This is a genomic window from Achromobacter sp. 1012554356 (genome assembly GCF_059760815.1).
On the sequence record NZ_JCBANC010000037.1, the window covers coordinates 1 to 25,024 of the forward strand.

20 protein-coding genes, 1 tRNA gene and 1 pseudogene are annotated in these 25,024 nt (G+C 63.0%); 14 read left to right on the plus strand and 8 right to left on the minus strand.

Annotation, left to right across the window (positions count from 1 at the left end; translation table 11 throughout):
* Together AC6LJW_RS18670 and amaB are read right to left on the minus strand one after the other, a co-directional pair.
* A pseudogene (locus AC6LJW_RS18670) lies at positions 1-416 on the minus strand (phospholipase A); the annotation flags it as partial.
* A 192-nt stretch (positions 417-608) separates the two neighbouring features.
* On the minus strand, positions 609-2,111 hold the full coding sequence (amaB, locus tag AC6LJW_RS18675) for an L-piperidine-6-carboxylate dehydrogenase (RefSeq protein ID WP_498087957.1): 1,503 nt from the start codon (positions 2,109-2,111) through the stop codon (positions 609-611).
* Positions 2,112-2,256: 145 nt separating this feature from the next.
* On the opposite strand from amaB, the gene AC6LJW_RS18680 reads away from it, so the two are divergent.
* From AC6LJW_RS18680 to AC6LJW_RS18710, 7 genes are all read left to right on the plus strand, one after another.
* The gene (locus AC6LJW_RS18680) at positions 2,257-3,006 is read left to right on the plus strand and encodes an amino acid ABC transporter ATP-binding protein (RefSeq protein WP_056563861.1); all 750 of its coding nucleotides are present in this window, start codon (positions 2,257-2,259) and stop codon (positions 3,004-3,006) included.
* Between the two features lie 86 nt (positions 3,007-3,092).
* Complete coding sequence (locus AC6LJW_RS18685; RefSeq protein WP_056563859.1) at positions 3,093-3,884, plus strand: ABC transporter substrate-binding protein; 792 nt, start codon at positions 3,093-3,095, stop codon at positions 3,882-3,884.
* 18 nt (positions 3,885-3,902) lie between these two features.
* Positions 3,903-4,595, plus strand: coding sequence for an amino acid ABC transporter permease (locus AC6LJW_RS18690; protein ID WP_056563856.1), 693 nt, complete (start codon positions 3,903-3,905; stop codon positions 4,593-4,595).
* A gap of 2 nt (positions 4,596-4,597) precedes the next feature.
* Complete coding sequence (locus AC6LJW_RS18695) at positions 4,598-5,287, plus strand: amino acid ABC transporter permease (RefSeq protein WP_056563852.1); 690 nt, start codon at positions 4,598-4,600, stop codon at positions 5,285-5,287.
* Between the two features lie 9 nt (positions 5,288-5,296).
* Entirely contained in the window at positions 5,297-6,589 is a 1,293-nt protein-coding gene (locus AC6LJW_RS18700; RefSeq protein WP_498087958.1) for an NAD(P)/FAD-dependent oxidoreductase, read from the plus strand.
* A gap of 27 nt (positions 6,590-6,616) precedes the next feature.
* Complete coding sequence (locus tag AC6LJW_RS18705; protein ID WP_105239901.1) at positions 6,617-7,201, plus strand: helix-turn-helix domain-containing protein; 585 nt, start codon at positions 6,617-6,619, stop codon at positions 7,199-7,201.
* Positions 7,202-7,285: 84 nt separating this feature from the next.
* A tRNA-Arg gene (locus AC6LJW_RS18710) sits at positions 7,286-7,362 on the plus strand.
* Between the two features lie 205 nt (positions 7,363-7,567).
* Here AC6LJW_RS18710 and AC6LJW_RS18715 read toward each other — a convergent pair.
* The gene (locus AC6LJW_RS18715; protein WP_200949386.1) at positions 7,568-7,729 is read right to left on the minus strand and encodes a hypothetical protein; all 162 of its coding nucleotides are present in this window, start codon (positions 7,727-7,729) and stop codon (positions 7,568-7,570) included.
* Between the two features lie 148 nt (positions 7,730-7,877).
* Between AC6LJW_RS18715 and AC6LJW_RS18720 the strand changes: the two genes are divergently transcribed.
* The 7 genes from AC6LJW_RS18720 to AC6LJW_RS18750 all read left to right on the plus strand — a co-directional run bounded on the left by AC6LJW_RS18720 (position 7,878) and on the right by AC6LJW_RS18750 (position 17,805).
* The gene (locus AC6LJW_RS18720) at positions 7,878-8,153 is read left to right on the plus strand and encodes a hypothetical protein (protein ID WP_082578876.1); all 276 of its coding nucleotides are present in this window, start codon (positions 7,878-7,880) and stop codon (positions 8,151-8,153) included.
* Positions 8,154-9,922: 1,769 nt separating this feature from the next.
* A complete protein-coding gene (locus tag AC6LJW_RS18725; RefSeq protein WP_056563843.1) occupies positions 9,923-10,213 on the plus strand; it encodes a hypothetical protein in 291 nt (96 codons plus the stop codon).
* 257 nt (positions 10,214-10,470) lie between these two features.
* Positions 10,471-12,981, plus strand: a complete 2,511-nt coding sequence (locus tag AC6LJW_RS18730; protein ID WP_498087959.1) for a type VI secretion system Vgr family protein — start codon at positions 10,471-10,473, stop codon at positions 12,979-12,981.
* Between the two features lie 145 nt (positions 12,982-13,126).
* A complete protein-coding gene (locus AC6LJW_RS18735) occupies positions 13,127-13,471 on the plus strand; it encodes a T6SS amidase immunity protein Tai4 family protein (protein WP_498087960.1) in 345 nt (114 codons plus the stop codon).
* Positions 13,472-13,544: 73 nt separating this feature from the next.
* On the plus strand, positions 13,545-15,872 hold the full coding sequence (locus tag AC6LJW_RS18740; RefSeq protein ID WP_498087961.1) for a T6SS effector phospholipase Tle3 domain-containing protein: 2,328 nt from the start codon (positions 13,545-13,547) through the stop codon (positions 15,870-15,872).
* A complete protein-coding gene (locus AC6LJW_RS18745; RefSeq protein WP_498087962.1) occupies positions 15,869-17,518 on the plus strand; it encodes a type VI lipase adapter Tla3 domain-containing protein in 1,650 nt (549 codons plus the stop codon). Before AC6LJW_RS18740 ends, AC6LJW_RS18745 begins: the two co-directional genes overlap by 4 nt.
* 23 nt (positions 17,519-17,541) lie before the next feature.
* Positions 17,542-17,805 carry a PAAR domain-containing protein gene (locus AC6LJW_RS18750; protein ID WP_498087963.1) on the plus strand — a complete coding sequence of 88 codons (264 nt, stop codon included), beginning with the start codon at positions 17,542-17,544 and terminating at the stop codon, positions 17,803-17,805.
* Between the two features lie 84 nt (positions 17,806-17,889).
* On the opposite strand, the gene hutI is transcribed toward AC6LJW_RS18750, so the two are convergent.
* From hutI to hutC, 5 genes are all read right to left on the minus strand, one after another.
* Positions 17,890-19,104, minus strand: a complete 1,215-nt coding sequence (hutI, locus tag AC6LJW_RS18755; protein WP_498087964.1) for an imidazolonepropionase — start codon at positions 19,102-19,104, stop codon at positions 17,890-17,892.
* 60 nt (positions 19,105-19,164) lie between these two features.
* Positions 19,165-20,595 carry an amino acid permease gene (locus tag AC6LJW_RS18760; RefSeq protein ID WP_498087965.1) on the minus strand — a complete coding sequence of 477 codons (1,431 nt, stop codon included), beginning with the start codon at positions 20,593-20,595 and terminating at the stop codon, positions 19,165-19,167.
* 118 nt (positions 20,596-20,713) lie between these two features.
* A complete protein-coding gene (hutH, locus tag AC6LJW_RS18765; RefSeq protein WP_498087966.1) occupies positions 20,714-22,243 on the minus strand; it encodes a histidine ammonia-lyase in 1,530 nt (509 codons plus the stop codon).
* Between the two features lie 96 nt (positions 22,244-22,339).
* On the minus strand, positions 22,340-24,019 hold the full coding sequence (gene hutU / locus AC6LJW_RS18770) for a urocanate hydratase (protein WP_156395134.1): 1,680 nt from the start codon (positions 24,017-24,019) through the stop codon (positions 22,340-22,342).
* Between the two features lie 254 nt (positions 24,020-24,273).
* Entirely contained in the window at positions 24,274-25,017 is a 744-nt protein-coding gene (gene hutC / locus AC6LJW_RS18775; protein ID WP_255357176.1) for a histidine utilization transcriptional repressor HutC, read from the minus strand.
* Positions 25,018-25,024 lie beyond the last annotated feature (7 nt).

Genomic DNA, 25,024 nt, shown 5'->3' on the forward strand with positions numbered 1-25,024 from the left:
CCGCTGTCGCGGCCGGTGGCATCGAGCGCCATCATGGACGGTTGGCCTTCAATGGAAACAGCTTGCAGGCCGCGCGCGGTGGCAGGCACTTCGGCGGACCAGGACATGCGCGCGAAGTTGTTGACGGGCACGCTGTAGTTGTCGCGGCCGCTTTTCAGTTTGGCGAGGCTGCGGACGATCTGGCCGTCGGGGCTGCGCCATTGAAGGACGAGTTCAGGCGGGGCCTGCCAGTCGACGCGCGATCCGCCTTCGTTGAAGAACACGGCCTCGATGGTGACGGTCTCGCCGGGCGCGGCAGACGGGCGGTCCAGCCGGTAAGACACGCCTGCCGCGGCGGAGCCGGCCGCGCCGAGGGCCAGGATGGCCGCAAGGAGGCGGGGGGCGGAAGAGCGGTGAAAAGGACGGCTGGAGGTCATTGAGGACGTGTCTGGTTTTTGTGATCAGGCAATGTAGCACCGTCCCCGGCAACAGTTTGTAAGTCAGGCTAATCGTATGTATGGGCTGTAAGAAATGCAAAAACCCCGCGCGTTGTCGACAATGCGCGGGGCTTTTTTTGGAGGGTATGCGGGCGCGGGGATGGAGCTCGTGCTGGGCCCGCGCCGTGGCTGTCACTCCCCGAACTTGATCCCCTGCGCCAGCGGCAGATTCCGCGAGTAGTTGATGGTGTTGGTCGCGCGCCGCATGTAGTTGCGCCACGCATCCGAACCCGACTCGCGGCCGCCGCCAGTTTCCTTCTCACCACCAAAAGCCCCGCCGATCTCGGCGCCGGAGGTGCCGATGTTGACGTTGGCAATGCCGCAGTCGGAGCCGGCGGCGGACAGGAAGGTTTCGGCTTCGCGCAGGTCGTTGGTGAAGATGGCGGACGACAGGCCCTGCGGGACGCCGTTCTGCATGGCGAGCGCGTCGCCGAAGTCCTTGTAGCGCATCACGTACAGGATGGGCGCGAAGGTTTCGTGGCAGACGACGTCGGTCTGGCTGGGCATCTCGGCGATGGCGGGGCGCACGTACCAGGCGTCGGGATATTGGTCGGCAAGGACGCGTTCGCCGCCCGCAACCTTGCCGCCTTGCTCGCGCGCGGCCGTCAGGGCGGCTTGCATGGCATCGAAGGAGGCGCGGTCGATCAGGGGGCCGACGAGGTTGCCGCTATCGAGCGGGTTGCCGATGGGGGCACTGGCATAGGCCTTGTGCAGGCGCTGGACCAGTTCGTCGGCGACGCTTTCGTGGACGATCAGGCGGCGGGTGGTGGTGCAGCGCTGGCCGGCGGTGCCGATGGCGCCGAAGACGATGCCACGGGCGGCCATGTCGAGGTCGGCGGTCGGGCCGACGATGATGGCGTTGTTGCCGCCCAGTTCAAGCAGGACGCGGCCGAAGCGTTGCGCGACGCGCGGGCCGACCTGGCGGCCCATGCGGGTGGAGCCGGTGGCGGACACCAGCGCCACCGTGTGCGAGTCGACCAGGGCCTCGCCGACCTCGCGGCCGCCGATAAGGACCTCGGACAGGCCGGCGGGCGCGTCGCCGAAGCGTTGGACGGCCTGCGCGAAGAGCGCCTGGCAGGCGAGGGCGGTGAGGGGAGTCTTTTCCGACGGCTTCCAGACGACGGCATTACCGCACACCAGCGCCAGCGCAGCGTTCCAGGACCAGACGGCGACGGGGAAGTTGAAGGCGCTGATGACGCCGACGACGCCCAGCGGATGCCACGTTTCCATCATGCGGTGGCCGGGGCGTTCGGACGCGATGGTCAGGCCGTAGAGCTGGCGCGACAGGCCGACGGCGAAATCGCAGATGTCGATCATTTCCTGCACTTCGCCTTCGCCTTCGGCGACGATCTTGCCGGCTTCCAGGCTGACGAGGCGGCCGAGCGCTTGCTTGTGCTGGCGCAGGGTTTCGCCGAACAGCCGGATCAGTTCGCCGCGGCGCGGGGCGGGGACGTCACGCCATGCCAGGCTGGCTTGCCGTGCGCGGGTAATGGCGGCGTGGGCCTGGGCCACCGTGTGCTCATGCACCTGCGCCAGCTCGGCGCCGTCGATCGGGCTGCGGGCGATCAGGGTGCCGCCGGTGAGCGCACTGGAATTGAGTCCGAGATTGCGCAGGATGTCTTGAGGAGTGTCCATGCCGGTTCCTTCGATGCCTCGCGAAGTCAGCGTCTTCGCTTAAGGGTTATGCCTAAGTGGCGATTCTGGAAAAAAATTTACTATACGAAACTATGACGTGAAATGCGAAATATTTTTGAGGCGCACTGCACCTGAAGGTGGATTCGTGGCGGAACCGTTGCTCGTTGTTCAGGCAGTCAAGAAGACCTATCAGCGCGACGGGCATCCCCCGCATCTGGCGCTGGACGGCATCGATTGCCAGCTCGAACGCGGCGAGGTGATGGTCGTGGTCGGCCCGTCCGGCTCGGGCAAGAGCACCTTGCTTCGCACCCTGAACGGCCTGGAAAGCATCGACAGCGGCACGATCCGCGTCAATGGCGTGTCGCTCACGGATCCGGCCACCGACGTCAACCGCTGGCGCACCGACGTCGGCATGGTGTTCCAGCACTTCAACCTGTTCCAGCACCGTACTGCGCTCGACAACGTGGCGCTACCCCAGCGCGTGGTGCGCGGGCGCAGCCGTGCCGACGCCGAACGCTACGCCCGCGACCTCCTGGGCCGCGTCGGCATGGCGGAATTCGGCGACCGATACCCCAGCCAGTTGTCCGGCGGCCAGCAGCAGCGCGTGGCGATCGCGCGCGCGCTGGCGATGGACCCGCAGCTCATGCTGTTCGACGAGGCCACGTCGGCGCTCGATCCTGAAACGGTGGGCGGCATTCTTGAATTGATGCGCGCCCTGGCTCGCGACGGCATGACGATGGCCGTGGTGACGCACGAAATGGGCTTTGCTCGCGACGTGGGGGACCGCGCGCTCTTCATGGACGCCGGCCGCATCGTGGAGATGGGCACACCCGACGAAGTGTTCGGCCACCCCAAAGAAGCGCGCACCCGCGCCTTCCTGGAAAAGATTCTGTAGTCCCGCCGGTCCGGCTTATCCGGGCGCTGCCGGCGCGATGTGCCTTGCCCGGAACGATATGGGTCCAATCACCAAAGGGGTTAGCAATGCTGAAAATCAAACAATGGCTGGGCGTGGCCAGCGTCGCCCTGGCGGCCGCCACCGTGGCCCTGCCGGCACAGGCGGACGAACTTTCCGACATCATCAAGCGCGGTGAATTGCGCGTAGCGGTGCAGACCTCCGGGCCGCTGATGAGCTTCATGGATAAGACGGGCAAGCGTACGGGGCTGGCCGTGGAAGTCGCCAAGCGCATGGCCGACGATCTGGGGGTGAAGCTGGTGCTGCAGGATTATGAATGGAAGGGCCTCTTGCCCGCGCTGCTGTCGGGCAAGGCCGACATGGTGGCCGCCGACATGACCCCGACGCCGCAGCGCGCCGCGCAGGTGCTGTTCTCGCTGCCCATGTTCTACGCCGACACCGTCGCCGTGGTGCCCAAGGATTCGCCGTACAAGAACTACGCCGAACTGAACAAGTCGGGCGTCACCGTCGGCGCGCTGGGCGCCAGCACCTACGCCGAAGTCGGCAAGAAGATGCTGCCCACGGCCACGCTCAAGGAGTTCTCGGGCGGCAGCGCCCCGGTCGGCCAGGCGCTGTCGAGCGGCCGGCTGGACGCCGGCATCATGTCGCTGTCCACCGCCAACCAGTTCCTCGTCGACTTCGGCAATCTGCGGGTGCTGGAAGGCGTGATGGTGCGCGAGCCCCTGGCGTTCGCCGTCGGCCCCAACGCGTTCCGCCTGAAGTTCTGGCTGGACAACTGGCAGACACTCAAGACCGCCGACAACACGTTGCCGGAACTGGTGCAGTACTGGTACTCCACCGATTGGAAGAAAGACCACTGATCGGAGACGGGACCGCCCATGGACTGGTTGATCGATTTCTATAACTGGCGCATCGTCAGCCAGTACACGGGCCAGTTCGCCGAAGGCCTGGCCAATACCCTGATTGCAGCGGGCGCAAGCCTGGTGCTGTCGGTGCTGGCCGGGGTTCCGCTGGCGCTTGCCCATATGTCGTCCCGCGCCCTGGTGTGGCGTCCGGTGGCGGCGTATGTGCAATTCGTGCGCTCCACGCCGCTGCTCGTGCAGATCTACCTGGTCTATTACGCGGTGCCTTATCTTGTGCCCGGCGCCAAGGGCTGGAGCGAGATGGTGCTGGGCATCCTCGCCATGACCGTGCATCACGCGGCCTACATGAGCGAAATCATCCGCGTCGGCATCGAGTCCGTGCCGCGCGGCCAGATCGAAGGCGCCAAGGCCTGCGGCATGAACTACCACCAGCGCCTGCGCTATGTGGTGCTGCCGCAGGCCTTCGCCAACACGCTGCCGCCGCTGTTGGGCCAGACCGCCGTACTGATCAAGGACACCTCGCTGCTGTCCCTGATCACGGTGTTTGAACTGGTTGCCGCGGGCGTGCAGATGAACAGCGAACGCATCGTGCCCAACGAAGCCTTCCTGACCATCGCGGCAGGCTATCTGCTGATCTACTGCGTCATGCTGCTGCTGTCCAAGGGCGTAAGCCTGTGGCTGGCCGGCCCGGCCTGGAACGCGAGGTAATCATGCTGGACTCCTATCTTTCCACCGCCGGCGTCGTGCTGCCCTTTCTGCTCAAGGGCTTCTGGGAGACGCTGAAGATTTCCTTCGTGGCCATCATTGCCGGCTCGCTGCTGGGCTTTGTGATCGGCGTGATCCGCAGCTACCGCATTCGCGGCGTGCATCAGATCCTGGGGCTGTACATCCATATTCTGCGCGGCACGCCGTTCCTGGTGCAGCTCTACATCTTCTACTTCGTGCTGCCCAGCTCCGGCATCGAACTGCTGCACTGGGATTCCGGCACGGCAGCCTTCGTGGCGCTGTCGGTCTATACGTCCTGCTACGTGGCGGAAATCGTCATGGGCGCCATCCAGGCCGTGCCGCGGGGCCAGACCGAAGGCGCGATGACCCTGGGCCTGCGTCCGCTCCAGATCCTGTGGCTGGTCATTCTGCCGCAGGCCATGCGCCTGATCGTGCAGCCCATGAGCGGCGTCTACGTCATGCTGATCAAAAGCACCGCCATCCTGTCCGTGGTCGGCATCACCGAACTCACGCGCCAGGGCGAAGTGTTCATCATCACCTTTCCGGCCAAATCGCTGTTCATCTACGGCATGATCGCCGCCATCTATTTCATCTACTGCTACCCGCTCCTGCGCCTGGCCAACTGGCTGGAAAGGCGCCTGACCGGGGGCCTGCAAGGCGCGGGCCTGCACTGAGCCGACATCATGGTCTCCGAGTACATCGACACCTACTACAAGCGCACGCTCGCCGACGGCGACACCTACTATCCGCCGCTGGCAGGCGCGGCCAGCGCCGACGTCTGCGTGATCGGCGCGGGGCTGGCGGGCCTGTCCACCGCGCTGGAACTGGCCCGGCGAGGCCGTAACGTGACGCTGCTTGAGGCGAAACGCATCGCGTGGGGCGCCTCGGGTCGCAACGGCGGCTCGGTGTCGCCAGCGTTCTCCGCGGGCGCCGACGCCATCCGCAAGCACGTCGACGAAGACCACTATCGCCAGCTTTACCGTCTGTCGATGGAGGGAGTCGAAATCATCCGCGACAACATCCGCGACCTGCGCATCGCCGACGCCCACAAGGTCGACGGACGCCTGCGCGTCGTGCGCTACGAGGCCACCAATGCGCTGCGCCAGTGGTGCGACAGCCAGCAGCGCGACTTCGGCCGCGATGTGCGGCTGCTCTCGCGCAGCCAGGTTCGCGAGCGGCTGGTGTCCGACGTCTACCACCAGGGCATCGAAGACCCCTCATCCTTTCACTTCCATCCGCTGAACTACGCGCGCGCGCTGGCCCGCGAGTGCGTGAGGCTTGGCGTGCGCATCCATGAGGATTCACCCGTCGTGCAGGCCACGCTGGACGGCCCGGTCAAGCATCTGAAGACCGAGCAGGGCCAGATCGACGCTGCCACCGTGGTGCTGGCGACCGGCGGCTACACCGGCGGCGTCGTGCCCGCCTTGCGCCGCGCGATGCTGCCCATCGCTACCTACATCATGCTGACCGAACCGCTGGGCGACCGCGTGCGGGAAGCCATCCGCAGCACCGCCGCCATCGGCGACGACCGGCGCGCCGGCAACTATTACCGCGTCCTGGATGGCGGCCGCATCGGCTGGGGCAGTAGAATCACCACCCGTGTCGACGACCCGCCCGATCTGGCCGAGTCCCTGCGCCGCGAACTGCTCAGCGTCTACCCCCAATTGCAAGGGGTACGCGTGGAGGCAGCGTGGTCGGGACGCATGGCCTACGCGCGGCACCTGATGCCGCAGATCGGCCTGCTGGGTCCGGGCGTCTGGTATTGCACCGCGTTCGGCGGACACGGCATGAACACCACGTCCATTGGCGGACGCGTTGTGGCCGAGGCGATCACCGGCGACACGCAGCGCTACAAGCTCTTCGAACCTTTCGGGTTGGCCTGGAACGGCGGGAGCCTGGGCACGGCGGCGGTTCAACTGACTTATTGGTCTTACCAGGCGCGCGACTGGTGGCGTGAGCGTCAATCGCGGGCATGACTATCGCGGGCATGACAGGGTATACAGATGCAAGGCAACAAACAGAGCGCATTGGCACAACGGCTGCGAGCCTTGCGCCAGGCGCGTGCGTGGACCCTGAAGCAGGCGGCCGAGGCCACCGGCGTGGCCGCGTCCACCCTGTCAAAAATCGAGAACAGCCTGCTGTCCCCCACCTATGACAACCTGATCAAGATCGCCGCCGGCCTGGACCTGGACGTCGCCGAACTGTTCACCGCGTCCGACGCCCACATGGGCACCGGCCGCCGCAGCCTGAGCCGCCAAGGCGAAGGCCGGCAGTACGAAACCCCGTATTACGATCACCGCCTGCTGTGCACCGCGCTATCCCACAAGCGCATGATGCCCTTTCACACCCGCGTCAAGGCGCGGGCCTTTGACGAGTTCCAGGACTGGAGCCGTCATGGGGGGGAGGAGTTTGTGTATGTGCTGGAGGGGGAGGTGCAGCTCTATACCGAGTTCTATGAACCGGCCCGGCTGAAAGCGGGGGAGAGCTTCTATATAGATAGCCGGATGGGGCACCGGGTGATCAGTCTGAGCCCGGAGGATGCGATCGTGTTGTGGGTGTCCACGCATACGGACATTGGCGAGGAGTAGGGACGCCCGCTCGGGGACGACCCACTTTTTCTGCAACAGGGTAAAATGCGCGGCCCGGACGGGTTCCGGGCGTCACCACACCGCGCGGCAGTAGCTCAGCTGGATAGAGCACGGGCCTTCTAAGCCCGGGGTCGGGGGTTCGAGCCCCTCCTGCCGCGCCAGAATAGCTAGGAAGATCAAGCTATTGCATCATTCTAGCGTTGATTAACAAGGCAATCATTAGAATAAAAATGCCTGCGTTAGAACGTTACTCCGTCGCATTCGCCAGCTCTCGCGTCCATGCGATGAGCCAGCGCTTATAGACTTGCTCTGGATGCTAAGCACAGGTGCCGAGGCTAATTACACAAGAGCGACTGATGCCCAAGGCTACTGCGGCGTGCGCTGCTTGGTGGGATCACCCTGAGCCTGTTCGCGCGCGGCTTCTTCTTTTTGTTCCTGGGTTTGCTGCTCTTGCTGTTTGATCGGCTGTCCGTCCTGACCCGGTTGCGAAGGAGGACCGGCGGCGCCGAAGCGAGTAGGGAATGTCATGCTGTCTACCTCTTGAGTTGTCGTGACGTATGTCACTTATTCACGGTACGCCCAATGGCATGTATGTCCTAAGACCCAATTGAAACAAGCGTAAGGCTCTGACTGTCCCTGGCCTACACTAAGTTCAGGCAACCGACGGGAGGATGCCATGACACAGTCAACGGGTGTAAACGCACATGAGCGTTGGGACAATGAAGGGGGGTCGCAGCTCGCTTCGCTCGCCAAATCATTTGCTATCGAGGAGTATGAGGAGTCTGAGCGTCGAATTCTCGCCTTCCTTGGAGCGTCAATTTTGAGCCTTTGGGATGAGCTTCCGCTTGACGCGCGCCAACAGGTGCTAAATCGTCAAAGTGCTCAAGCAGCGTTTACTAAGTCTGCGTTAAAGGCGAAGATTGCGCGCCTCGCAACGGGTGATCTTTTTTAGGATTCACCATTGGCACGATCATCAAGATGACCATGAGATTGAGCGCTGGCTAAACGAGGGTGGCGTGCAACTGCTTACGTTTGTCGAGATGCTGGACCCTGGGGTTCTTGACGAGCATGAGCGACGCGTCATTGCTTGCCTGGGAGCTGCGGTCGTGAGCGTTTGGCACCGACGGCAGACCACCTTCGGTTCCAGATGTGTGCGCCGGGAGTTCGTCATTCCGTGCAGGCAATTTTTACACTTGAAGCGCTGCTGCGGCGGCTCAGGCGGAGGTGCCATTCGCCTGAGGACCCGAAGGATGTGCCCACCGCCGCAGCGCCTTGGGGCTCGCAAGTACGGTGCTCAGGTGCTGACTGATTGAGATGTTAGGAAGGTGGTGTGGCCGTTCGGCAAGCGCTGCCGATTCTCGGAGAGCCAAGTCGCTATTGCATCCACCACTCCCGGGAGTAGCGCCGCCCGCTAATTGTGGATCGACGCGGACTATTTCTTCCAGTCGGTGTGTGCGCGCGGACCGTGCCCGCGGCCATTTTTCACCGCGTTGGAACCTTCCTCTTTTGTAGGACGTTCCTGGCCGGGCGCCACATGGCTCTCTGTCTTATTCTGCCTTTGGGTTTGCGTTTCGGGCGAAGAGTGGGATGGAGGTGAACGTTTCCCACCAACATCGCATGCGCTGCTTTGATGTTGAGTGTTCAATCGCATAGGCTGACCATCGACGTCAAAGTCTGAACTGCTTAAGTTCTTCATGAGGAACTCCCATTCTAGTAGGCATGTCTGCCGATTAATTGCCGTAAACCACGCTACTCAGAGGAGGGCGAGCCTTTGCCAGACGGACTGTCCAGCACACTGTCACGATCCTTCGAGTTAAGGATTCTTGTCGACGTTGGACTCCTTTTTTTCGCTCGCTGCGATCTCTTGCGTGGCGTCTTCCTGTTGTTGCCGAGGTTGCTCCGCTAGGTGTTTGCCAGGCAAGTCTTTCTCGTTGAGTCTGCCTGATTGGTCACCAGGCGAATTCATGCGAACGGTCAAACTCATATATGTACCCTTTGGTCTATTGCGGCGAAATGCCATCTCTTCACGGTACGACCTTCCGAAGCCTTTCCCTACCGCTCATTTGAAACAAGCAATATTTAGGCGAGGTGAAGGTGGCAAGGCGCTGCTCGACACCATTTTCCGACCGACCGGTCCCCGGAGCAGACGCGTATGAGGCGGGCGCGCGAGTTGCCGCCGATTCCATATCAGCTGCTCGGCGTCCTTTAGCGTTTGCTAGTGGCTGCACATATCCGACTCGGTTAATACTTCAGCCGGCTAGACAAATAAGCTTCCAGCGCGCGTCCGGTGCAAACATCATGCCCGGCCCCGAACCACCCTTCGGCTGGCACTTCGCATCGATCGGCATTCTGACCGTTGCGCACAGCCCAAGCTCGGGCAATATTTCGCGCCTCATTGACCTTCGTAACTTCTGCGTCCTGGTCCATTGTTGTCCCTCGGTAGAGGAAGGTAAGTCACAAGCTCGACAAGCATTCAAAGTCAATGGATACAGGCCCAGCACCCTCCGGGATGCTCGATAGGGGGATGAAGTAGGACATGCCGCGTTAGAACGAGGGGCAGCAAAGCCGCATATAATCGGGGCCCCTAACCGGGATTTGTTCTAACGCAGATCACAAATACCCGAGTAAAATCAAGGCGTTAGGTGGGTTTCCCACGGGCCTTCCAAGCCCGGGGTGGGGGTTCGAGCCCCTCCTGCCGCGCCAGCTCCACTGGCTTTTCTTATGAACCTTGATCGACTGCGTCGCGAATTTCCCCGCTACGACATAACCACCCTTCCGACGCTGCCCGAAGGCTACTTAGACGCGTCCGAGCGCATCGACGCAGCCCCGTCTTTCGTGAACGAGGAGCGCGGCTTGAAGGTGTATGTCGACTACGCCAACTACGCTGACCGCGAATCCGGCAGAAGCCAGCGCTACTGCGTCTCGCGTTGGGACGAGGAAGAAGGCGACTACGAAGATGTGGCGTTGTCCACGAATGATTGGGCGGAAGTCGTACGGTTCCTGACTGCCTGAGTTTGCTTGCAGGGGGCTGCGCCGATCTTCGGTGGCGGCCTCTCGGGCTTGCGCATTCTCTCTTTGCCTATTCTCGCGGCTTGCAATCCCTCGACGCGCAAAGCGGGGCAGCGAGCATGATGCCGATCACAAGAGCACAGGTCTCTCGCGAAAATAATATTGATCTGATTTACGGGCCATAGGTGTGGCTTCTAAAAGGGCAGTGCTGCCTGGCGCCAAGAGCGACCAGCGTGGCATGACCCAAACGGAAGCTCGCCATGCCCACCCAATCCGATCTGCGCTTCACATTCGCCATCGGCGATGAGTCCTTCGAGGTAGTTGAATTTACGTTGCAGGAAGGGTTGTCCGAGACCTTCCTGCTTGAAGTTGACTTGTCCAGCGCCAGCGCTGCCATCGACTTCGGCACAGTGCTGGACCGTGCCGCATTGCTCACCATCTGGCACGGCGATACGCCGGTTCGCTACGTGCACGGCGCCGTCTCCGCCTTCGTTCAGGGCGACACAGGCTTCCGCCGAACCCGCTACTCCGCGATCGTCGAGCCGCGTCTTGCGCGCTTGAAACTCAGTTCCGACTGGCGCATCTTCCAGTCCCTCACGGTCCCGCAAATTGCCGAGACCGTGCTCAAGGCGCATGGCCTTACCCAGGATTACGAGCAGCGCAACACCACTGAGCATCTGACCCGCGAATACTGCGTCCAGGCTGGCGACACCGACTACCAGTTCGTCGAGCGCATCATGCGCGAGGAAGGATTTTTCTACTCCTTTCGCCACACCGCCGAGGGCCATCAGCTGGTTCATAGCGATCGCCTCTTCATCCACGGCCGCGCTGGCGACGATCCCGTGCAGTATCACCCAACGCCGGGCGGGGACCAGCCGCAGCCCGCACTGCGCCGCTTTTCGTACATCGAGAACGTGCGCACCGCGCGCCAGACACAGCGCGACTACACCTTTCACAACCCGCGCTACACCCATCAGCACAGCAGCGACGGCCAAGACCTGAACCATCAAGGGCGCCGCTACGAGCGTTACGACTACCCCGCACGCGCCAAGTTCGACGAGGCCGGCAGGCCGTTCGCCGTGAGCCGCCTGCGCGGTCGACGCCATGATGCCTGCATTGCCCGGGTCGAAGGCGACGACCCCCGTCTGCAGCCAGGCATTTCATTCATCCTGGCCGGCCACCCGCGCGAAGACATGAATCGCGGCTGGCGTCCGGTCCGCATCGTCCACCGCGGTACGCAACACACCAGTCAGGCAGAGGAAAGCGCCCAGGCGCAATTGGGCACGCATTACCGCTACGAGGCCGATCTCGTCCCGGACGACGCCGAGTGGCGCGCCGAACCGTTGTCCCCGCCACGCATTGATGGCCCCCAGAACGCCGTCGTGGTTGGTCCCCCCAACGAGGAAATCTATACCGACGAGTACGGACGGGTGAAGGTCCAGTTCCCGTGGGATCGGCTGGGCAAGCAGGACGATCACAGCTCCTGCTGGATCCGCGTGTCGCAGAACATCGCCGGCGCCACCTGGGGCCACATGGCCATCCCGCGCATCGGCCAGGAGGTCATCGTCCAGTTCCTGGATGGGGATACCGATCAGCCAATCATTACGGGCAGGGCCTACAACCGCCTGCAATTGCCGCCGTACGAACTGCCCAAATTCAAGGAACTGGCAACAGTCAAAAGCAAGGAACACAAAGGCAACCGCGCCAGTGAATTGCGGCTGGACGACACCACCTCTCAGATCAGCGCCGCGCTGATGAACGACCATGGCGCAACTCATCTGCACCTTGGCTACTTGACGCACCCTCGGCCCCGCGGCGGTAACCCCCGCGGTGAAGGCTTTGAGCTGCGTACCGACCTGCACGGTGCCCTGCGCGCCGCACAGGGCCTGCTGCTTACCACTGATGAACAACCGAACGCCCAAGGCGGACACCTTGCGCGCACCCAGTTGGTCCAATGCCTGGAAAATGCGCTTGAACTAGCGAAAAACCTGGGCGAGTACGCCGAACAGCATCAGAATCTGCCGCACGACGCCGGTCCGCAGGCAACCTTGTCGAACGCCGTCCGCGACTTGGGGCATGGAGCAAACGACGAGAGCGGCGAAAACGGCGGGCAGCCCCTTATCGGCCTCAGCAGTCCCGCCGGCATTGCCGCAGCCACGCCGCGTTCCATCACGCTCGCTGCGGGCCAGCATCTGGATACGGTCGCTGAGCAAAACCAGCATGTCACGGCGGGCCAATCCATCGTCATGAACGCCGGGCAAGGCATCAGTCAATTCACCCATGCCGGTGATCTGCGCCATATCGCGCATCAAGGGCAGGTGCGGGTCCAGGCTCAACAAGCATCGATCCACCTTCAGGCAGACAAGAGCGTTGTGGTCAGCGCCAGTAAGGAACATGTTCTGGTGACCGCCGATAAGCACATCACGCTGCTATGCCAGGGTGCCTACATCAAGATGGAAAGGGGCAACATCGAGTACGGCTGCCCCGGTGCCATGACCTTCAAAGCGGGCAGCTACGACTGGGTGGGTGCGGCGAGCGAATCCGGGACGTTACCTCAGTTTGATGTCGGCTCGACTCAGAGACGCTTTGTGCTGACGTTGCCCGATGGCGAAAGACCGGCCGCCCGACATCCGTACAGAATCACGCTCAGTAATGGCGATGTAGTGGAGGGTGAAACCGATGCGGAGGGCGCCACCGGCCTTGTTGAGATGGGGGCGATGCACATTGCCTCGCTAACGTTGCTTCCTCGAAATGGCTCTGGGGCATCGTGATTGAAGTTTCAGGTTGGCGTAACGCAACCGGACACGTCACTTTGTGGAACGGGATGGATTGTGGTGACAGTTGTAATCACACGCACGCAACGCCGGCTGAAAAAACTACTGCTGTGCACTACTGGGAATTGAAATGAGGATCCGAGTGCTACTCGCATTGCTTCTGCCGATGGCTTTCGCGATGGCCGGCGAACGGGACGATATGCGGCTGCTGCTCAAGAAGTGGGGGATGGCGTATTGCCTGGGTACTTATCAGCAGCAGGGACCTGATGACCAGGCAGGTACTGCGAGAGGGGGGTACTTTCAACTAGGGAGTCACGAGGAAGAGGCCTACGCGCACGTAAGGGAGTACTTCAAGCGCGTAGTGCCCGCAGATACGAAGGTCCTACAAGAGACGGGCAAGACCAACAATCTGATGCGTTGCCTGGATGCGTATGAGAGCTCGGCGTATTCCGGGCTGATTCTGGATCAGGACCATTGGCTGTATTGAAACGAAATGCGCTGGCTTTTGAAGCACACCGACGCGCCAGCGCTCCGCCCGAAAGCAGAAGGGAGTTAAAGGGATGTACTCACCCCCTATCACCGGAAGGACCCGCGCCATCGTCGCGCCCAACGCAACAGACGCTTATGTCCAAAAGCAGCAGCCTAAGCCCTGCATCGTGATCCTGATTCACGGCGTCAATGATCTGGCTGGTGTTTACGACGATCTGGAGACAGGCATCTGCACCGGGTTGAACGAACGTCTGGACCATTTGTTTACCAAGCGGGGCGAGCGCAGCCCCGCCGCGCTCAATCCGGCCCGGTACACATCGCCCAAGGACGATGACGGTAAAGCGCCAAATCCCGATGCGGTGTACTACCGCCGCCGAGCGACAGCCGGCAAGCATGGCGGGAGATCGCGCAGTGTGGTGATTCCCTTCTATTGGGGCTTTCGTGAAGAGGAAGGCCGAATTCAGAAGCAGACCCCTCATGGCGAATGGCTGGACCGCTTCGGCAATCGGCTGGACAAGGCTGGGACAAAGGAAGGGGGCCCTTTCGCCAATGCCACCACGACCGTGCCAGATATGTTTGGCCAAGGATTCTCCGGCAACGTGGCGGGGCTGCCTGCCAATCTGTTGTTTGGGTCTCCCGACCATCCGCTGTTTCCGGCGCCTTCGCGGCGATACATGGTCTTGGCGGCGCAGCGGCTGGCCATGCTGGTCAGGATCATCCGCGCCTATCGGCACCCCGATGGCCGTTCGGGCGAAGACGACACCATCAACGTGGTCGGGCATAGCCAGGGCAATCTCATCACGCTGCTGGCCAATGCCATGCTCCACGATGAGGGCTTGCGGCCCATCGATGGTTTTGTCCTGATGAGCCCCCCCTACAGCCTGGAAGAGACATTCTTCGAGAACAGCGAGTTGGGCGAAGCCCAGCAGACGACACCCGCGCGGGTGAAGACGCTCAGCAACATCGTCAACTTCATCGGTGAGAACCCTAATCAAACGCCGTCTTTGGCAGACATGGCCGATGCCAGCAAAGACAGTTGCATTGGTGGCCTTCGCTGGACGGGGCAGCAGTGTGAAACCTCGATCGATGGCAACACGATCACATTCGCAGAGCGAGACAATCGCGGCGGCGTGTTTCTGTACTTTTCGCCGCAGGATCAAACGGTGGGGATGGCCAACGTTCAGGGGATAGGCTGGCAGGGGGTGGGTCGAAACGCGAGCTATAACGTCTTCGTCCAGGAACCGTCCACGACAAGGCCTAGCAACCCCGCCTATCAGACGAGCGCGGATGATATCGATTACCGCAAGATCCTTGTTCCCGCGCTGTCGGCGCTCGGCAATCGCTTCTTCCAGCGAGTTTTCACAACACGCGAGCGCGATGGTAAAGGTGAGGAGATAGGGAGACCTCCGTCCTATGCATACACGCTCCTGGGACAAGGGGCAGCAGGGAAGGACGAGCGCACCTGGGAAGGCACCGAGCTCGGTTCAGGACGCGCGACGGTCGCGAACGCCAACTTCTCAATCGGACAGACTGTCACCATTCAGGCGCCCGCCGTACCGGTTCCGTTCCTTCCGGACTTCATTGCCGGCGGCACGACGCTGGATCGCCAAGGGTCCGGAGGCATCAAGCCTGTATGGACGTCCACCGACCCCATCGACGCGTCGATCTCCATTACGAACGGCGGCATTGATGTCCACACCACGCGGGTGATGACGCTGCCGACGGATAGCCTGCGTGGGCCGGCGCTGCGTCGGGCGCTGGAGGAAAAGGCGTCCGACCTGAATGACCTGAGCCGCAATCCTTACCTGGAACCGGAGAACAGCGAGTGGGCGGCCGACTGGCACCGTGTTGCGCATGTGAAGCCGTTAGGGCAAGGGCGTTATGACACAGTGTTCGAAGAGACACCGAACCAGGCGCGCAGGCGGATGATGAATGCGCCGGCAGGCAGCAACGAAGCCATTTCGTTTCACTCGGCGATTCCGATGAGCGCCATCCATAGCCGGCGCGCGGTGGCATACGACTTGGCCATTGGGCAAGCCTGCAGCATCGATGATGAAGTGTTCTATGTCTACCTGTGCAGGGTGGCGGATTGGCGGCTGAATTGGAAAAGAGAAGATGGAACCTGGGGCGGTTCTCAGGACATGGCAACAAGCGACGAGGCGGATGAACCCGTGTTGCAGTGCTATGAGAATGAGTCAGAGGCGAACAGGCAATTGATTGCCGACACATCTCTTTATCAAAGTAACAAGATGCCGCCGCCCGAGGGGCCTTTAGAAGGCGGGGGATTCCTGCCGAAGATCACCCTCAATGCGGACTATCCAAGCCTCGTCGCCTGTCAGCGAGTGGAAGATAGGGACCAAGGCCGCGGACTAAGGTTCGGCCCAGGGAGGAACTCATGAACCCGATCTCGCTCGTGGCCGCGTCATTGCTGTTGCGTTGGTGGGCGGTTGCCCCGGAGGCCCCGCCGCTGCCCGAGCCCGATACCGCACCGCTGGCCGCAATGGCATGTCAGTTGCCATCCGCTGAAGCCCTTCGCGCGAAGGCGGCGTCACCGAATACTCCCTCTACCTCCAAAGGTGCTCCCATGTTGCAACCTCGTCTGGAAACCCTGGATATTGTCCGTGTGGGACTGAGCCTGGATGTTTATCGTCAAGGCCAGGCTTGGGCGCAATTGCAGGAGCAAAGTGCCTCGCAACCGAATGCGCTGCTGGTGGGCAGCGCCCTGCCCAGGGACCCGCGTGACTACCCCATTGACGGTACGCTTAAGGACATGGCCTGGGGTCAGCGAAAATCCAACGCGCTGGAATTGGCGCTGACGAGCTTTCCGGAACGCTGGCCTGTGCCGACCGTGCTGGTCGTGCGGGACTACGATCCGCGAATGGAAAGGCCACGCGTGCCGCCCAAGAGAATGGATGTAGCGCTTACGGAGATGGTAAGTCTGGAACTCGGCGATGCGGGCCTGCATTGGCACGAGGTTAGACAGTTGGACAATGGCGTCGTCTGCAATACCGATCCGGAAATGGCTATCGAATCCATCTTTCAGATGTTCGAGAGCAATCCCGAAATGCCAGCTTTGCTGGTGTATGCGCTGGATAGCTTCAACTTGAGGGCAGCGTTGTCCAGCACAATGATTAGGCTGAACGACATCTCGCCACCTGGCGAACGGACACCGAAGACACCGACCGACGCCGTGGTTGCGATGGTTGTCGCCAGACCCGAGCGGTTGGCCCGGATGCGCGAGTTCGCCAGGTACACCAAGGCCAAACCCGATTCCATCGACCCGGCCTTCGTTGGTTGGGAACGAATGCCGCCCCGCGGCTTCCGGCCCAGCACCTTCTTTCCCACCCCGATCACGCAACGTGGCTTCCAGCAGTGGGATCGGGTGAGGGCCCTGGCGCGGTTGCACCGTCCGGTGACGGTTTCCCTGCATCAGCAGGACAATGCTTCCATCCCGCTCAAGGGCGCTGCACGTGACAAAGCGCTCGCAAGTGGTTGGAACCAGGCGGCCACGGCGCTGGGCGCAGCGCCTGCGCGGGCATTCTTTGACACGGGCAAGTTGTCGGGAAATCTCGCCATGCTGGCTCCCGCGCTGCAAGAGGCACAGCACGCGGTGGATCTGCTGGACTCGAACCAGAACTACGACCTGACTCAGCGTATGGGAGACACGGGTGCGGCATCGCCATTCGTGAACCTGGCACTGGCCACGATGGCAAGCTACCTCAATGCGGATAGCAGCATGGTGGTGCCGCTGCGACGTACCGATCGCGCGACTTTCATCGGCATCAGCCCGCCGGCGCCCGGCAAAAAGCCAGAGGACGACCCGTTTGGCGTGAAACTGCGGCCCCAGCACACATTGGTAACCGATGAGCCATCCCCCGAGTTCAAGGCCTGGCACGGTCAACGGATCATTGATTATCAGCGTGAGCAGCAGCGCAATGCGCCGCGTTATCGAGACCCCGCGGTTGTTGCGCGAGAGCAGCGCATGCTTGATGAATTTATTGCGGGGCTTCCCAACAACGGCCCGTTGGATCCGAACAAGAACTAGGGCAATCAGAAGGAGAGATAGCGATGCCGAACATTGTTCGCAAGGGCGACAAGACCAACCATGGCGGCGTGGTGCTGGAAGGTTTTGAACACACAAATTTCAACGGGAGGCCGTTGGCCGGCGTGGGTCACAAGGTGTCTTGCCCCAGGTGTAAGGGCGTCTTCGCCATTGCCGAGGGAAATGCCGCCTACAAGATAGGCGGCATCCCTGTGGCGCAGGAGGGAATGAAGACCACGTGCGGAGCAAGCCTGATCGCGAGCACGTCGACCGGCAGAATCAGTTGCTGACACGCCGGCTTGTGGTCTTCTCGTTGGAGCGGAGGACGCCATGGCGAAGGGCGGCCCTAGCCTTCGATGGCGATCTCCAAGATGCTAAAGCGCCGAAACATCGAGCAATGCCCCATGTCTGATCACACGCTTCGGCACATCCCCACCCACCCAATACGCCAGCTCCGCCGGATGCGCGATATCCCACGCCACAAAATCCGCCAACTTGCCCACTTCGAGCGTGCCATGCGTCTTTGACAACCCCAACGCCCGCGCCCCGTTTACCGTCACCCCGGCCAGCGCTTCTTCCGGCGTCATCCGGAACAACGTACACGCCATGCTCAGCATCAACCGCAACGACAGCACCGGCGACGTCCCCGGATTCAGATCCGTTGATATCGCGATCGGGACGCCGTGCTGCCGCAGCAGATCCACCGGCGGCAATTGCGTTTCCCGCAGCGCATAGAACGCCCCAGGCAACAGCACCGCCACCGTTCCGGCCTTTGCCATCGCCAATACGTCGGATTCGGTCAGATACTCCAGATGATCCGCAGACAGCGCCCCATAACGCGCCGCCAGACTCGCCCCGTGCAGGGACGACAGTTGTTCCGCATGCAGCTTCACGGGCAGGTTCAGCCGCATCGCCGCCTGGAACACCCGCTCCACCTGCTCCGGCGTAAATGCCAGGTGTTCGCAAAAGGCATCCACGGCATCGACCAGCCCCTCGGCCGCCAACGCCGGCAGCATGTGCTGCACAACTTCGTCGATGTATTCATCTGGGCGGCCGTGATACTTGCGCGGCAGCGCGTGCGCGGCCAGGCAGGTTGCCTGCACGGTCAGCGGCAGCGTCTGGCCCAGCCGCCGCGCCACGCTCAGCATCTTGCGTTCATTATCCAAGTCCAGCCCGTAGCCGGACTTCACCTCCAGCGTCGTGACGCCGTCACGCAGCAGATGCAGCGCACGGCGATGGGCGCTGGCGTACAGCTCGTCTTCGGTCGCCGCGCGCGTGGCGCGGACGGTGCTGGCGATGCCGCCGCCCTGCGCGGCGATGGTGGCGTAGTCGACGCCTTGCAGGCGCTGTTCGAACTCCCGGCTGCGGTCGCCGCCGAACACCAAGTGGGTGTGGCAATCGACGAGGCCCGGCGTGACCCAGGCGCCGCCTAAGTCATGGACATGCGCGGCATCCACGGCGGGGAGTTCTGAATCGGGGCCGATCCATTCGATGCGATCGGCGCGGGTCACGATGGCCGCGTTCTCGATCATGGAATACGTGCCGCCCGCCATCGTGGCGGCGTGGCAATGTCGCCAGACTTGTCTCATGCATGTCTCCTTGCAGCAGGGGCCGGCAGGCGCAAACCACGCCGGCTGGCGCCGCGTCGATCAATCGGAACCCTGGGCTGCGGGAACCGGCTCGCGTTCGGGAAGGCGTCTGGGATATACCCAGAAGCGATAGGCGAGGCAAAGCAGCGCGATCCAGACGACGCCCACGCCCAGGGCCTTCTGCGTGCCGGGGAAATAGCCCAGCACCGCGATCACGAAGACCATGAAGGCAATGGCGAGCAAGGGGCCCAGCGGCCAGAGCGGAACCGGGAATTTCAGTTGCGAGACCTGCTTCGGGGTCATCTTGCGCCGCATCGCCACTTGCGACAGCAGGATCATCAGCCACACCCAGACCGTGGCGAACGTGGCAATGGAGGCGATCAGGACGAAGACGTTCTTTGGGATCAGATAGTTCAGCAATACGCCCAAGAGCAGCGCCACGGACATCACCACCACCGTCATCCACGGCACGCCGTTGGCCGATACGGCGGCAAAGCCGCGAGGCGCCTGGCCTTGCTGGGCCATGCCGAACAGCATGCGGCCCGCGCCGAAGATATCGCTGTTGATGGCCGATACCGCCGCCGAGATCACGACGATGTTCAGGACGGTGGCCGCTGAGCTGATGCCGAGGCTGTCGAAGATCTGCACGAACGGACTGCTTTTGCTGTCGATCTGCGTCCACGGGAAGATGGACATCAGCACGAACAGCGTCAGCACGTAGAACAGCAGGATGCGCATCGGGACCGCGTTGATGGCGCGTGGAATGGTGCGGCCGGGGTCCTTGGCTTCGCCGGCGGTGATGCCGATGATCTCGATCCCGCCGAAGGCGAACACCACCACGGCAAACGATGCAATCAGCCCGCCCACGCCGTTGGGCATGAAGCCGCCGTGTTCCCACAGGTTGTGCATGCCGGTTGCGGCGCTATCCGCGCCCATTCCCATGCCGAACAGCATGATGCCCAGGCCGCCGGCGATCATCGCGATGATGGCGCCGACCTTCAGCAGCGACAGCCAGAACTCCAGTTCGCCGAATACCTTGACGGAAAGCAGGTTGATGGCGCCGATGAAGAAGACGATGGACAAGACCCAGATCCATCGGGGCACGTCGGGATACCAGAATCCCATGTACACCCCGAACGCGGTGATGTCGGCCAGACAGACGATGATCATCTCGAATGCGTAGGTCCAGCCCGTCAGAAAGCCCGCCAGCGGGCCCAGGTATTGGGTGGCGTAGTGGCCGAACGAGCCAGACACCGGGTTGCGCACCGACATTTCGCCCAGGGCGCGCATGACCATGTAGACGGCGGCGCCGGCGACCATGTAGGCCAGCAGCACCGAAGGGCCCGCCGCCTGGATCGCCTCGGCAGATCCATAGAAAAGGCCCGTGCCAATGGCCGAGCCCAATGCCATGAAGCGGATGTGCCGGGCGTTCAAGCCCCGTTTGAGTGTCTGCGCTTCTGCCCGTGTGTCTGACTGCGAGGATGCTTGCATCGTTGTCTCTCTCGGTTCCTTGGTCGGTCTCGCGTGAAGCGCCGCGCAGTCGCCTTCTGATGGGCCCGTGCGCGCGGCGTGGCAATGGCGGCCGGATGCGTCCGGCCGGGGGGCAGCGTCAGAGGCTGGGAAGCAGCCCCGCCGGCATCAGGCCGTTCATGACTTGCGCGGCGATCAGCCCGCTGGCCGCTGCGATGTCCGGGGCGAAGAAGCGGTCTTCTTCGTAGTGGGGCACCTTCTCGCGCAAGGCGCGGCGGGCGGCTTCCAGTTGCGGGGACGTCTTGAGCCCTTCGCGGAAGTCCAGCCCCTGGCACGCGCCCAGCCATTCGATGGCCAGAATGTCGCGCACGTTGTCGGCCATGGCCCACAACCGCTTGCCCGCGTTGGGCGCCATCGACACGTGGTCTTCCTGGTTGGCCGACGTGGGCATGCTGTCCACGCTGGCCGGATGCGCCAATGCCTTGTTGTCGCTTGCCAGTGCCGCCGCGGTCACCTGGGCAATCATGAAGCCCGAGTTGACGCCGCCCTTGCGCACCAGGAACGGCGGCAACTGCGACATGTGCTTGTCCATCATCAGCGCGATGCGCCGTTCCGCCAGCGCGCCGATCTCGGCCAGCGCCAGCGCCAGGTTGTCGGCGACCAGCGCCACCGGTTCCGCGTGGAAGTTGCCGCCCGAGATGACGTCGCCTTGTTCGACGAACACCAGGGGGTTGTCGGACACGGCGTTCGATTCGATTTCCAGGACCTGCGCCGCATGGCGGATCTGGGTGAGGCAGGCGCCCATCACCTGGGGCTGGCAGCGCAGGGAGTAGGGGTCTTGCACCTTGCCGCAATCGGCGTGGGAATGGCCGACCTCGCTGTCGTCGCCCAAGAGGCTGCGGTAGACGGCGGCCACGTCGATTTGCCCAGGCTGGCCACGCGCGGCGTGGATGCGGGCATCGAACGGCGCGCGCGATCCCAGCATGGCCTCGACGCTGAGGCTGCCGCACACCAGGCCGGCAGCCATCATGTCTTCGGCTTCGAACAAGCCGCGCAGCGCGAACGCGGTGGAAACCTGGGTGCCGTTCAAAAGGGCCAGCCCTTCCTTGGCGGCCAGCGTCAGCGGCTCCAGGCCGGCGCGCGCCAGCGCCTCGCGCGCGGGCAGCCATTTGCCTTGATAGCGTGCCTGGCTCTCGCCCAGCAGCACGATCGACATATGAGCAAGCGGGGCCAGGTCGCCCGACGCGCCCACCGAACCCTTCAGCGGAATGTGTGGGTAGACGCCGGCGTTGACCAGCGCGATCAGGCTGTCGATGATGTGGCGGCGCACTCCGGAGTAACCGCGCGCCAGGCTGTTGATCTTGAGCACCATGATGAGACGCACCATGGCGTCGTCCAGGGCTTCGCCCACGCCCGCCGCGTGGGAACGAACCAGCGAAGTCTGCAACGCCTGCAGGTCTTCGCGCGCGATCTTGGTGGAGGCCAGCAGGCCAAAACCGGTATTGATGCCGTAGACGATACGGCCTTCGGCGATGATGCGTTCAACCGTGGCCACGCTGGCGTCGATGGCCTGCGCGGCGCCGGGATCCAGCGTCAGGCGCACTGGCTGCCGATAGGCGCCCCGCAGGTCGGCCAGCGTCAGTTGGCCCGGTTTCACATGCAATTCCATTCCTCTTCTCCTACGCCGGTGGTCCGGCTGCTTGCAATCGTTGTTAAGCGATCTGTTGCGCCGGCCGGTCCGTCGGGAGGCAGCGCCGCGCGGGTGTCAGCGCTTGCCGGTCACCATGGGCAGGTTCAAACCCTGTTCGTGTGCGCAGTCGATGGCGATCTGGTAGCCGGCGTCCGCGTGCCGCATCACGCCCGTGGCCGGGTCGTTGGTCAGCACGCGGGCGATGCGCTCGGCGGCGGCGTCGGTGCCGTCGCACACGATGACCATGCCGGAATGCTGCGAAAAACCCATGCCCACGCCGCCGCCGTGATGCAGCGACACCCACGTCGCACCGCTGGCGGTGTTCAGCAGGGCATTGAGCAACGGCCAATCGGACACGGCGTCCGAGCCGTCGCGCATGGATTCGGTTTCGCGGTTGGGGCTGGCGACCGAGCCGGAATCGAGGTGATCGCGGCCGATGACGATGGGCGCCGACAGTTCGCCTGACCGCACCATTTCGTTGAAAGCCAGGCCCAGTTTGGCGCGCTCGCCCAGGCCGACCCAGCAGATGCGCGCGGGCAGGCCCTGGAAGCTGATGCGCTCGCGGGCCATGCTGAGCCAGTGGTGCAAGTGCGCGTCGTCGGGAATCAGTTCCTTGACCTTGGCGTCGGTCTTGTAGATGTCCTGCGGATCGCCGGACAGCGCCGCCCAACGGAAGGGACCCACGCCCCGGCAGAAGAGCGGACGGATGTAGGCCGGCACGAAGCCGGGAAAGTCGAACGCGTCGGCAACGCCTTCTTCCTTGGCCATTTGGCGGATGTTGTTGCCGTAGTCGAAGGTTGGGATGCCCTGGCGCTGGAACGCCAGCATGGCCTGAACGTGCACGGCCATGGATTGCTTGGCGGCCTTGATGACCGCCGCCGGCTCGCGCTGTGCGCGGTCGCGGTATTCCGGCCAGGACCAGCCGGCGGGCAGGTAGCCGTTCAAGGGGTCGTGCGCGCTGGTCTGATCGGTGACCATGTCGGGCTTGACGCCGCGGCGCACGAGTTCGGGCAGGATCTCGGCGGCGTTGCCGCACAGCGCGATGGACACCGCGCGGCCGGCCTGCGTGTGTTTGGCGATGCGGGCCAGCGCGTCGTCCAGGTTGGCCGCCTGTTCGTCCACGTAGCGGGTGCGCAGACGGAAGTCGATGCGGCTCTGCTGGCATTCGATATTCAGAGAGCACGCGCCCGCCAGCGTGGCTGCCAACGGCTGCGCGCCGCCCATGCCGCCCAGGCCGGCCGTCAGCACCCAGCGTCCGGCAAGGTTGCCGCCGTAATGCTGGCGGCCGGCTTCGACAAAGGTTTCGTACGTGCCCTGCACGATGCCCTGGCTGCCGATGTAGATCCAGCTGCCGGCGGTCATCTGGCCGTACATGGCCAAGCCCTTGGCGTCGAGTTCGTTGAAGTGTTCCCACGTGGCCCAGTGCGGGACAAGGTTGGAGTTGGCGATCAGGACACGCGGCGCGTTGGCGTGCGTCTTGAACACACCCACCGGCTTGCCAGATTGCACGAGCAGGGTTTCGTCGTCGTTCAGGGCCTTGAGCGATTCAACGATCTTGTCGTAGCAGTCCCAATCGCGGGCCGCGCGGCCGATGCCGCCGTAGACGACGAGTTCGTTCGGGTTCTCGGCCACATCGGGGTCGAGGTTGTTCATCAGCATGCGCAAGGGCGCTTCGGTCAGCCAGCTCTTGGTGTTCAGTTGGTTGCCGCGCGGGGCACGGACGACGGCGTCGCGGAATCGGGGGGAAGGGTTCAAATCAGTCTCCTGGATCGGGTCGAGGCGCGCGGTGATCCAGCGCCAAGGTCGACAAATCTTAGAATGACTATGGTTGTATATACAATAGTAGATGACTGATTTTTGACTGAGGGATTACCCCAATGAAAAATGCCGAAACCTGTGAGGTTTCGGCATGGGAAGCAGCGTGCGGGAGGGCGCCGTGATGGCGCGTTGCAGTTCAGCCGGGAAAGACCCGCGCAGTCACTCGCAAACGTGGCGGAAAGCGGCGGAGGTCACGTCGTGAACTTGCCTTCCAGCCGGTGGCGCGAACCCGGGTGGATCAGACGGGCCAGCGTCACCGCGCGGTCGCCGGACCAGGTGCGGCGGCGGATGAGCAGGCAGGGTTCTTCGCGGTCGATCTGCAGCAACTGGCACTCGCGCGGCTTGGCCAGAATCGCTTCGACCACGTGCTCGCCGGCGCTCAAGGGCGCCACGCGTGTCAGGTATTCGTACGGCGTGCTTTGTGTGAAATCCTGCTGCAAGTAGTCGGGTGCAAAGCGGACATTGACGTAGCGGTCTTCAAGCTGGATCGGCACGTCGTCTTCGTAGTGGACGATGAGAGAATGAAAGACCGGCTGCCCGGCGCGGATGTCCAATGCTTGCGCTTGCTCGGCGCCAGCAGGTTCTTCGACCAGACGAACGACGCGGCTGTGGTGGCGGTGATTGCGCGCCGCTATTTCGTCGGCAATGTTGTTCACGGCGAACAGGGCCGAGCGCGCCTTGGGCTGCGCGACGAACGTGCCGACCCCCTGCATCCGCACCAGCAGGCCTTCGGCGGTCAGTTCGCGCAGCGCACGGTTGATCGTCATGCGGCTGAATCCCAGTTCATCGACCAGCTCGGCCTCGGACGGCACGCGGTAATGCGCGGGCCAGGCGCCGCTGCGAATCTGCTGCGCGATCATCTGTTTGACTTGCGCGTACAGCGGGGCGGGCAGGGCATTGGCCTGGACGGGCAATCGGGGAGGAGAAGCGGCCACGTGGGAT

Excerpts from the sequence above, each read along its gene's own strand:
- AC6LJW_RS18740 (WP_498087961.1), top strand. The coding sequence starts at position 13,545 with ATGTACTCACCCCCTATCACCGGAAGGACCCGCGCCATCGTCGCGCCC.
- hutH (WP_498087966.1), bottom strand. The coding sequence starts at position 22,243 with ATGGAATTGCATGTGAAACCGGGCCAACTGACGCTGGCCGACCTGCGG.
- AC6LJW_RS18700 (WP_498087958.1), top strand. The coding sequence starts at position 5,297 with ATGGTCTCCGAGTACATCGACACCTACTACAAGCGCACGCTCGCCGAC.
- AC6LJW_RS18720 (WP_082578876.1), top strand. The coding sequence starts at position 7,878 with ATGACACAGTCAACGGGTGTAAACGCACATGAGCGTTGGGACAATGAA.
- AC6LJW_RS18695 (WP_056563852.1), top strand. The coding sequence starts at position 4,598 with ATGCTGGACTCCTATCTTTCCACCGCCGGCGTCGTGCTGCCCTTTCTG.
- amaB (WP_498087957.1), bottom strand. The coding sequence starts at position 2,111 with ATGGACACTCCTCAAGACATCCTGCGCAATCTCGGACTCAATTCCAGT.
- AC6LJW_RS18730 (WP_498087959.1), top strand. The coding sequence starts at position 10,471 with ATGCCCACCCAATCCGATCTGCGCTTCACATTCGCCATCGGCGATGAG.
- AC6LJW_RS18745 (WP_498087962.1), top strand. The coding sequence starts at position 15,869 with ATGAACCCGATCTCGCTCGTGGCCGCGTCATTGCTGTTGCGTTGGTGG.
- hutI (WP_498087964.1), bottom strand. The coding sequence starts at position 19,104 with ATGAGACAAGTCTGGCGACATTGCCACGCCGCCACGATGGCGGGCGGC.
- AC6LJW_RS18685 (WP_056563859.1), top strand. The coding sequence starts at position 3,093 with ATGCTGAAAATCAAACAATGGCTGGGCGTGGCCAGCGTCGCCCTGGCG.
- AC6LJW_RS18705 (WP_105239901.1), top strand. The coding sequence starts at position 6,617 with ATGCAAGGCAACAAACAGAGCGCATTGGCACAACGGCTGCGAGCCTTG.
- AC6LJW_RS18725 (WP_056563843.1), top strand. The coding sequence starts at position 9,923 with ATGAACCTTGATCGACTGCGTCGCGAATTTCCCCGCTACGACATAACC.
- AC6LJW_RS18760 (WP_498087965.1), bottom strand. The coding sequence starts at position 20,595 with ATGCAAGCATCCTCGCAGTCAGACACACGGGCAGAAGCGCAGACACTC.
- AC6LJW_RS18715 (WP_200949386.1), bottom strand. The coding sequence starts at position 7,729 with ATGACATTCCCTACTCGCTTCGGCGCCGCCGGTCCTCCTTCGCAACCG.
- AC6LJW_RS18690 (WP_056563856.1), top strand. The coding sequence starts at position 3,903 with ATGGACTGGTTGATCGATTTCTATAACTGGCGCATCGTCAGCCAGTAC.
- AC6LJW_RS18750 (WP_498087963.1), top strand. The coding sequence starts at position 17,542 with ATGCCGAACATTGTTCGCAAGGGCGACAAGACCAACCATGGCGGCGTG.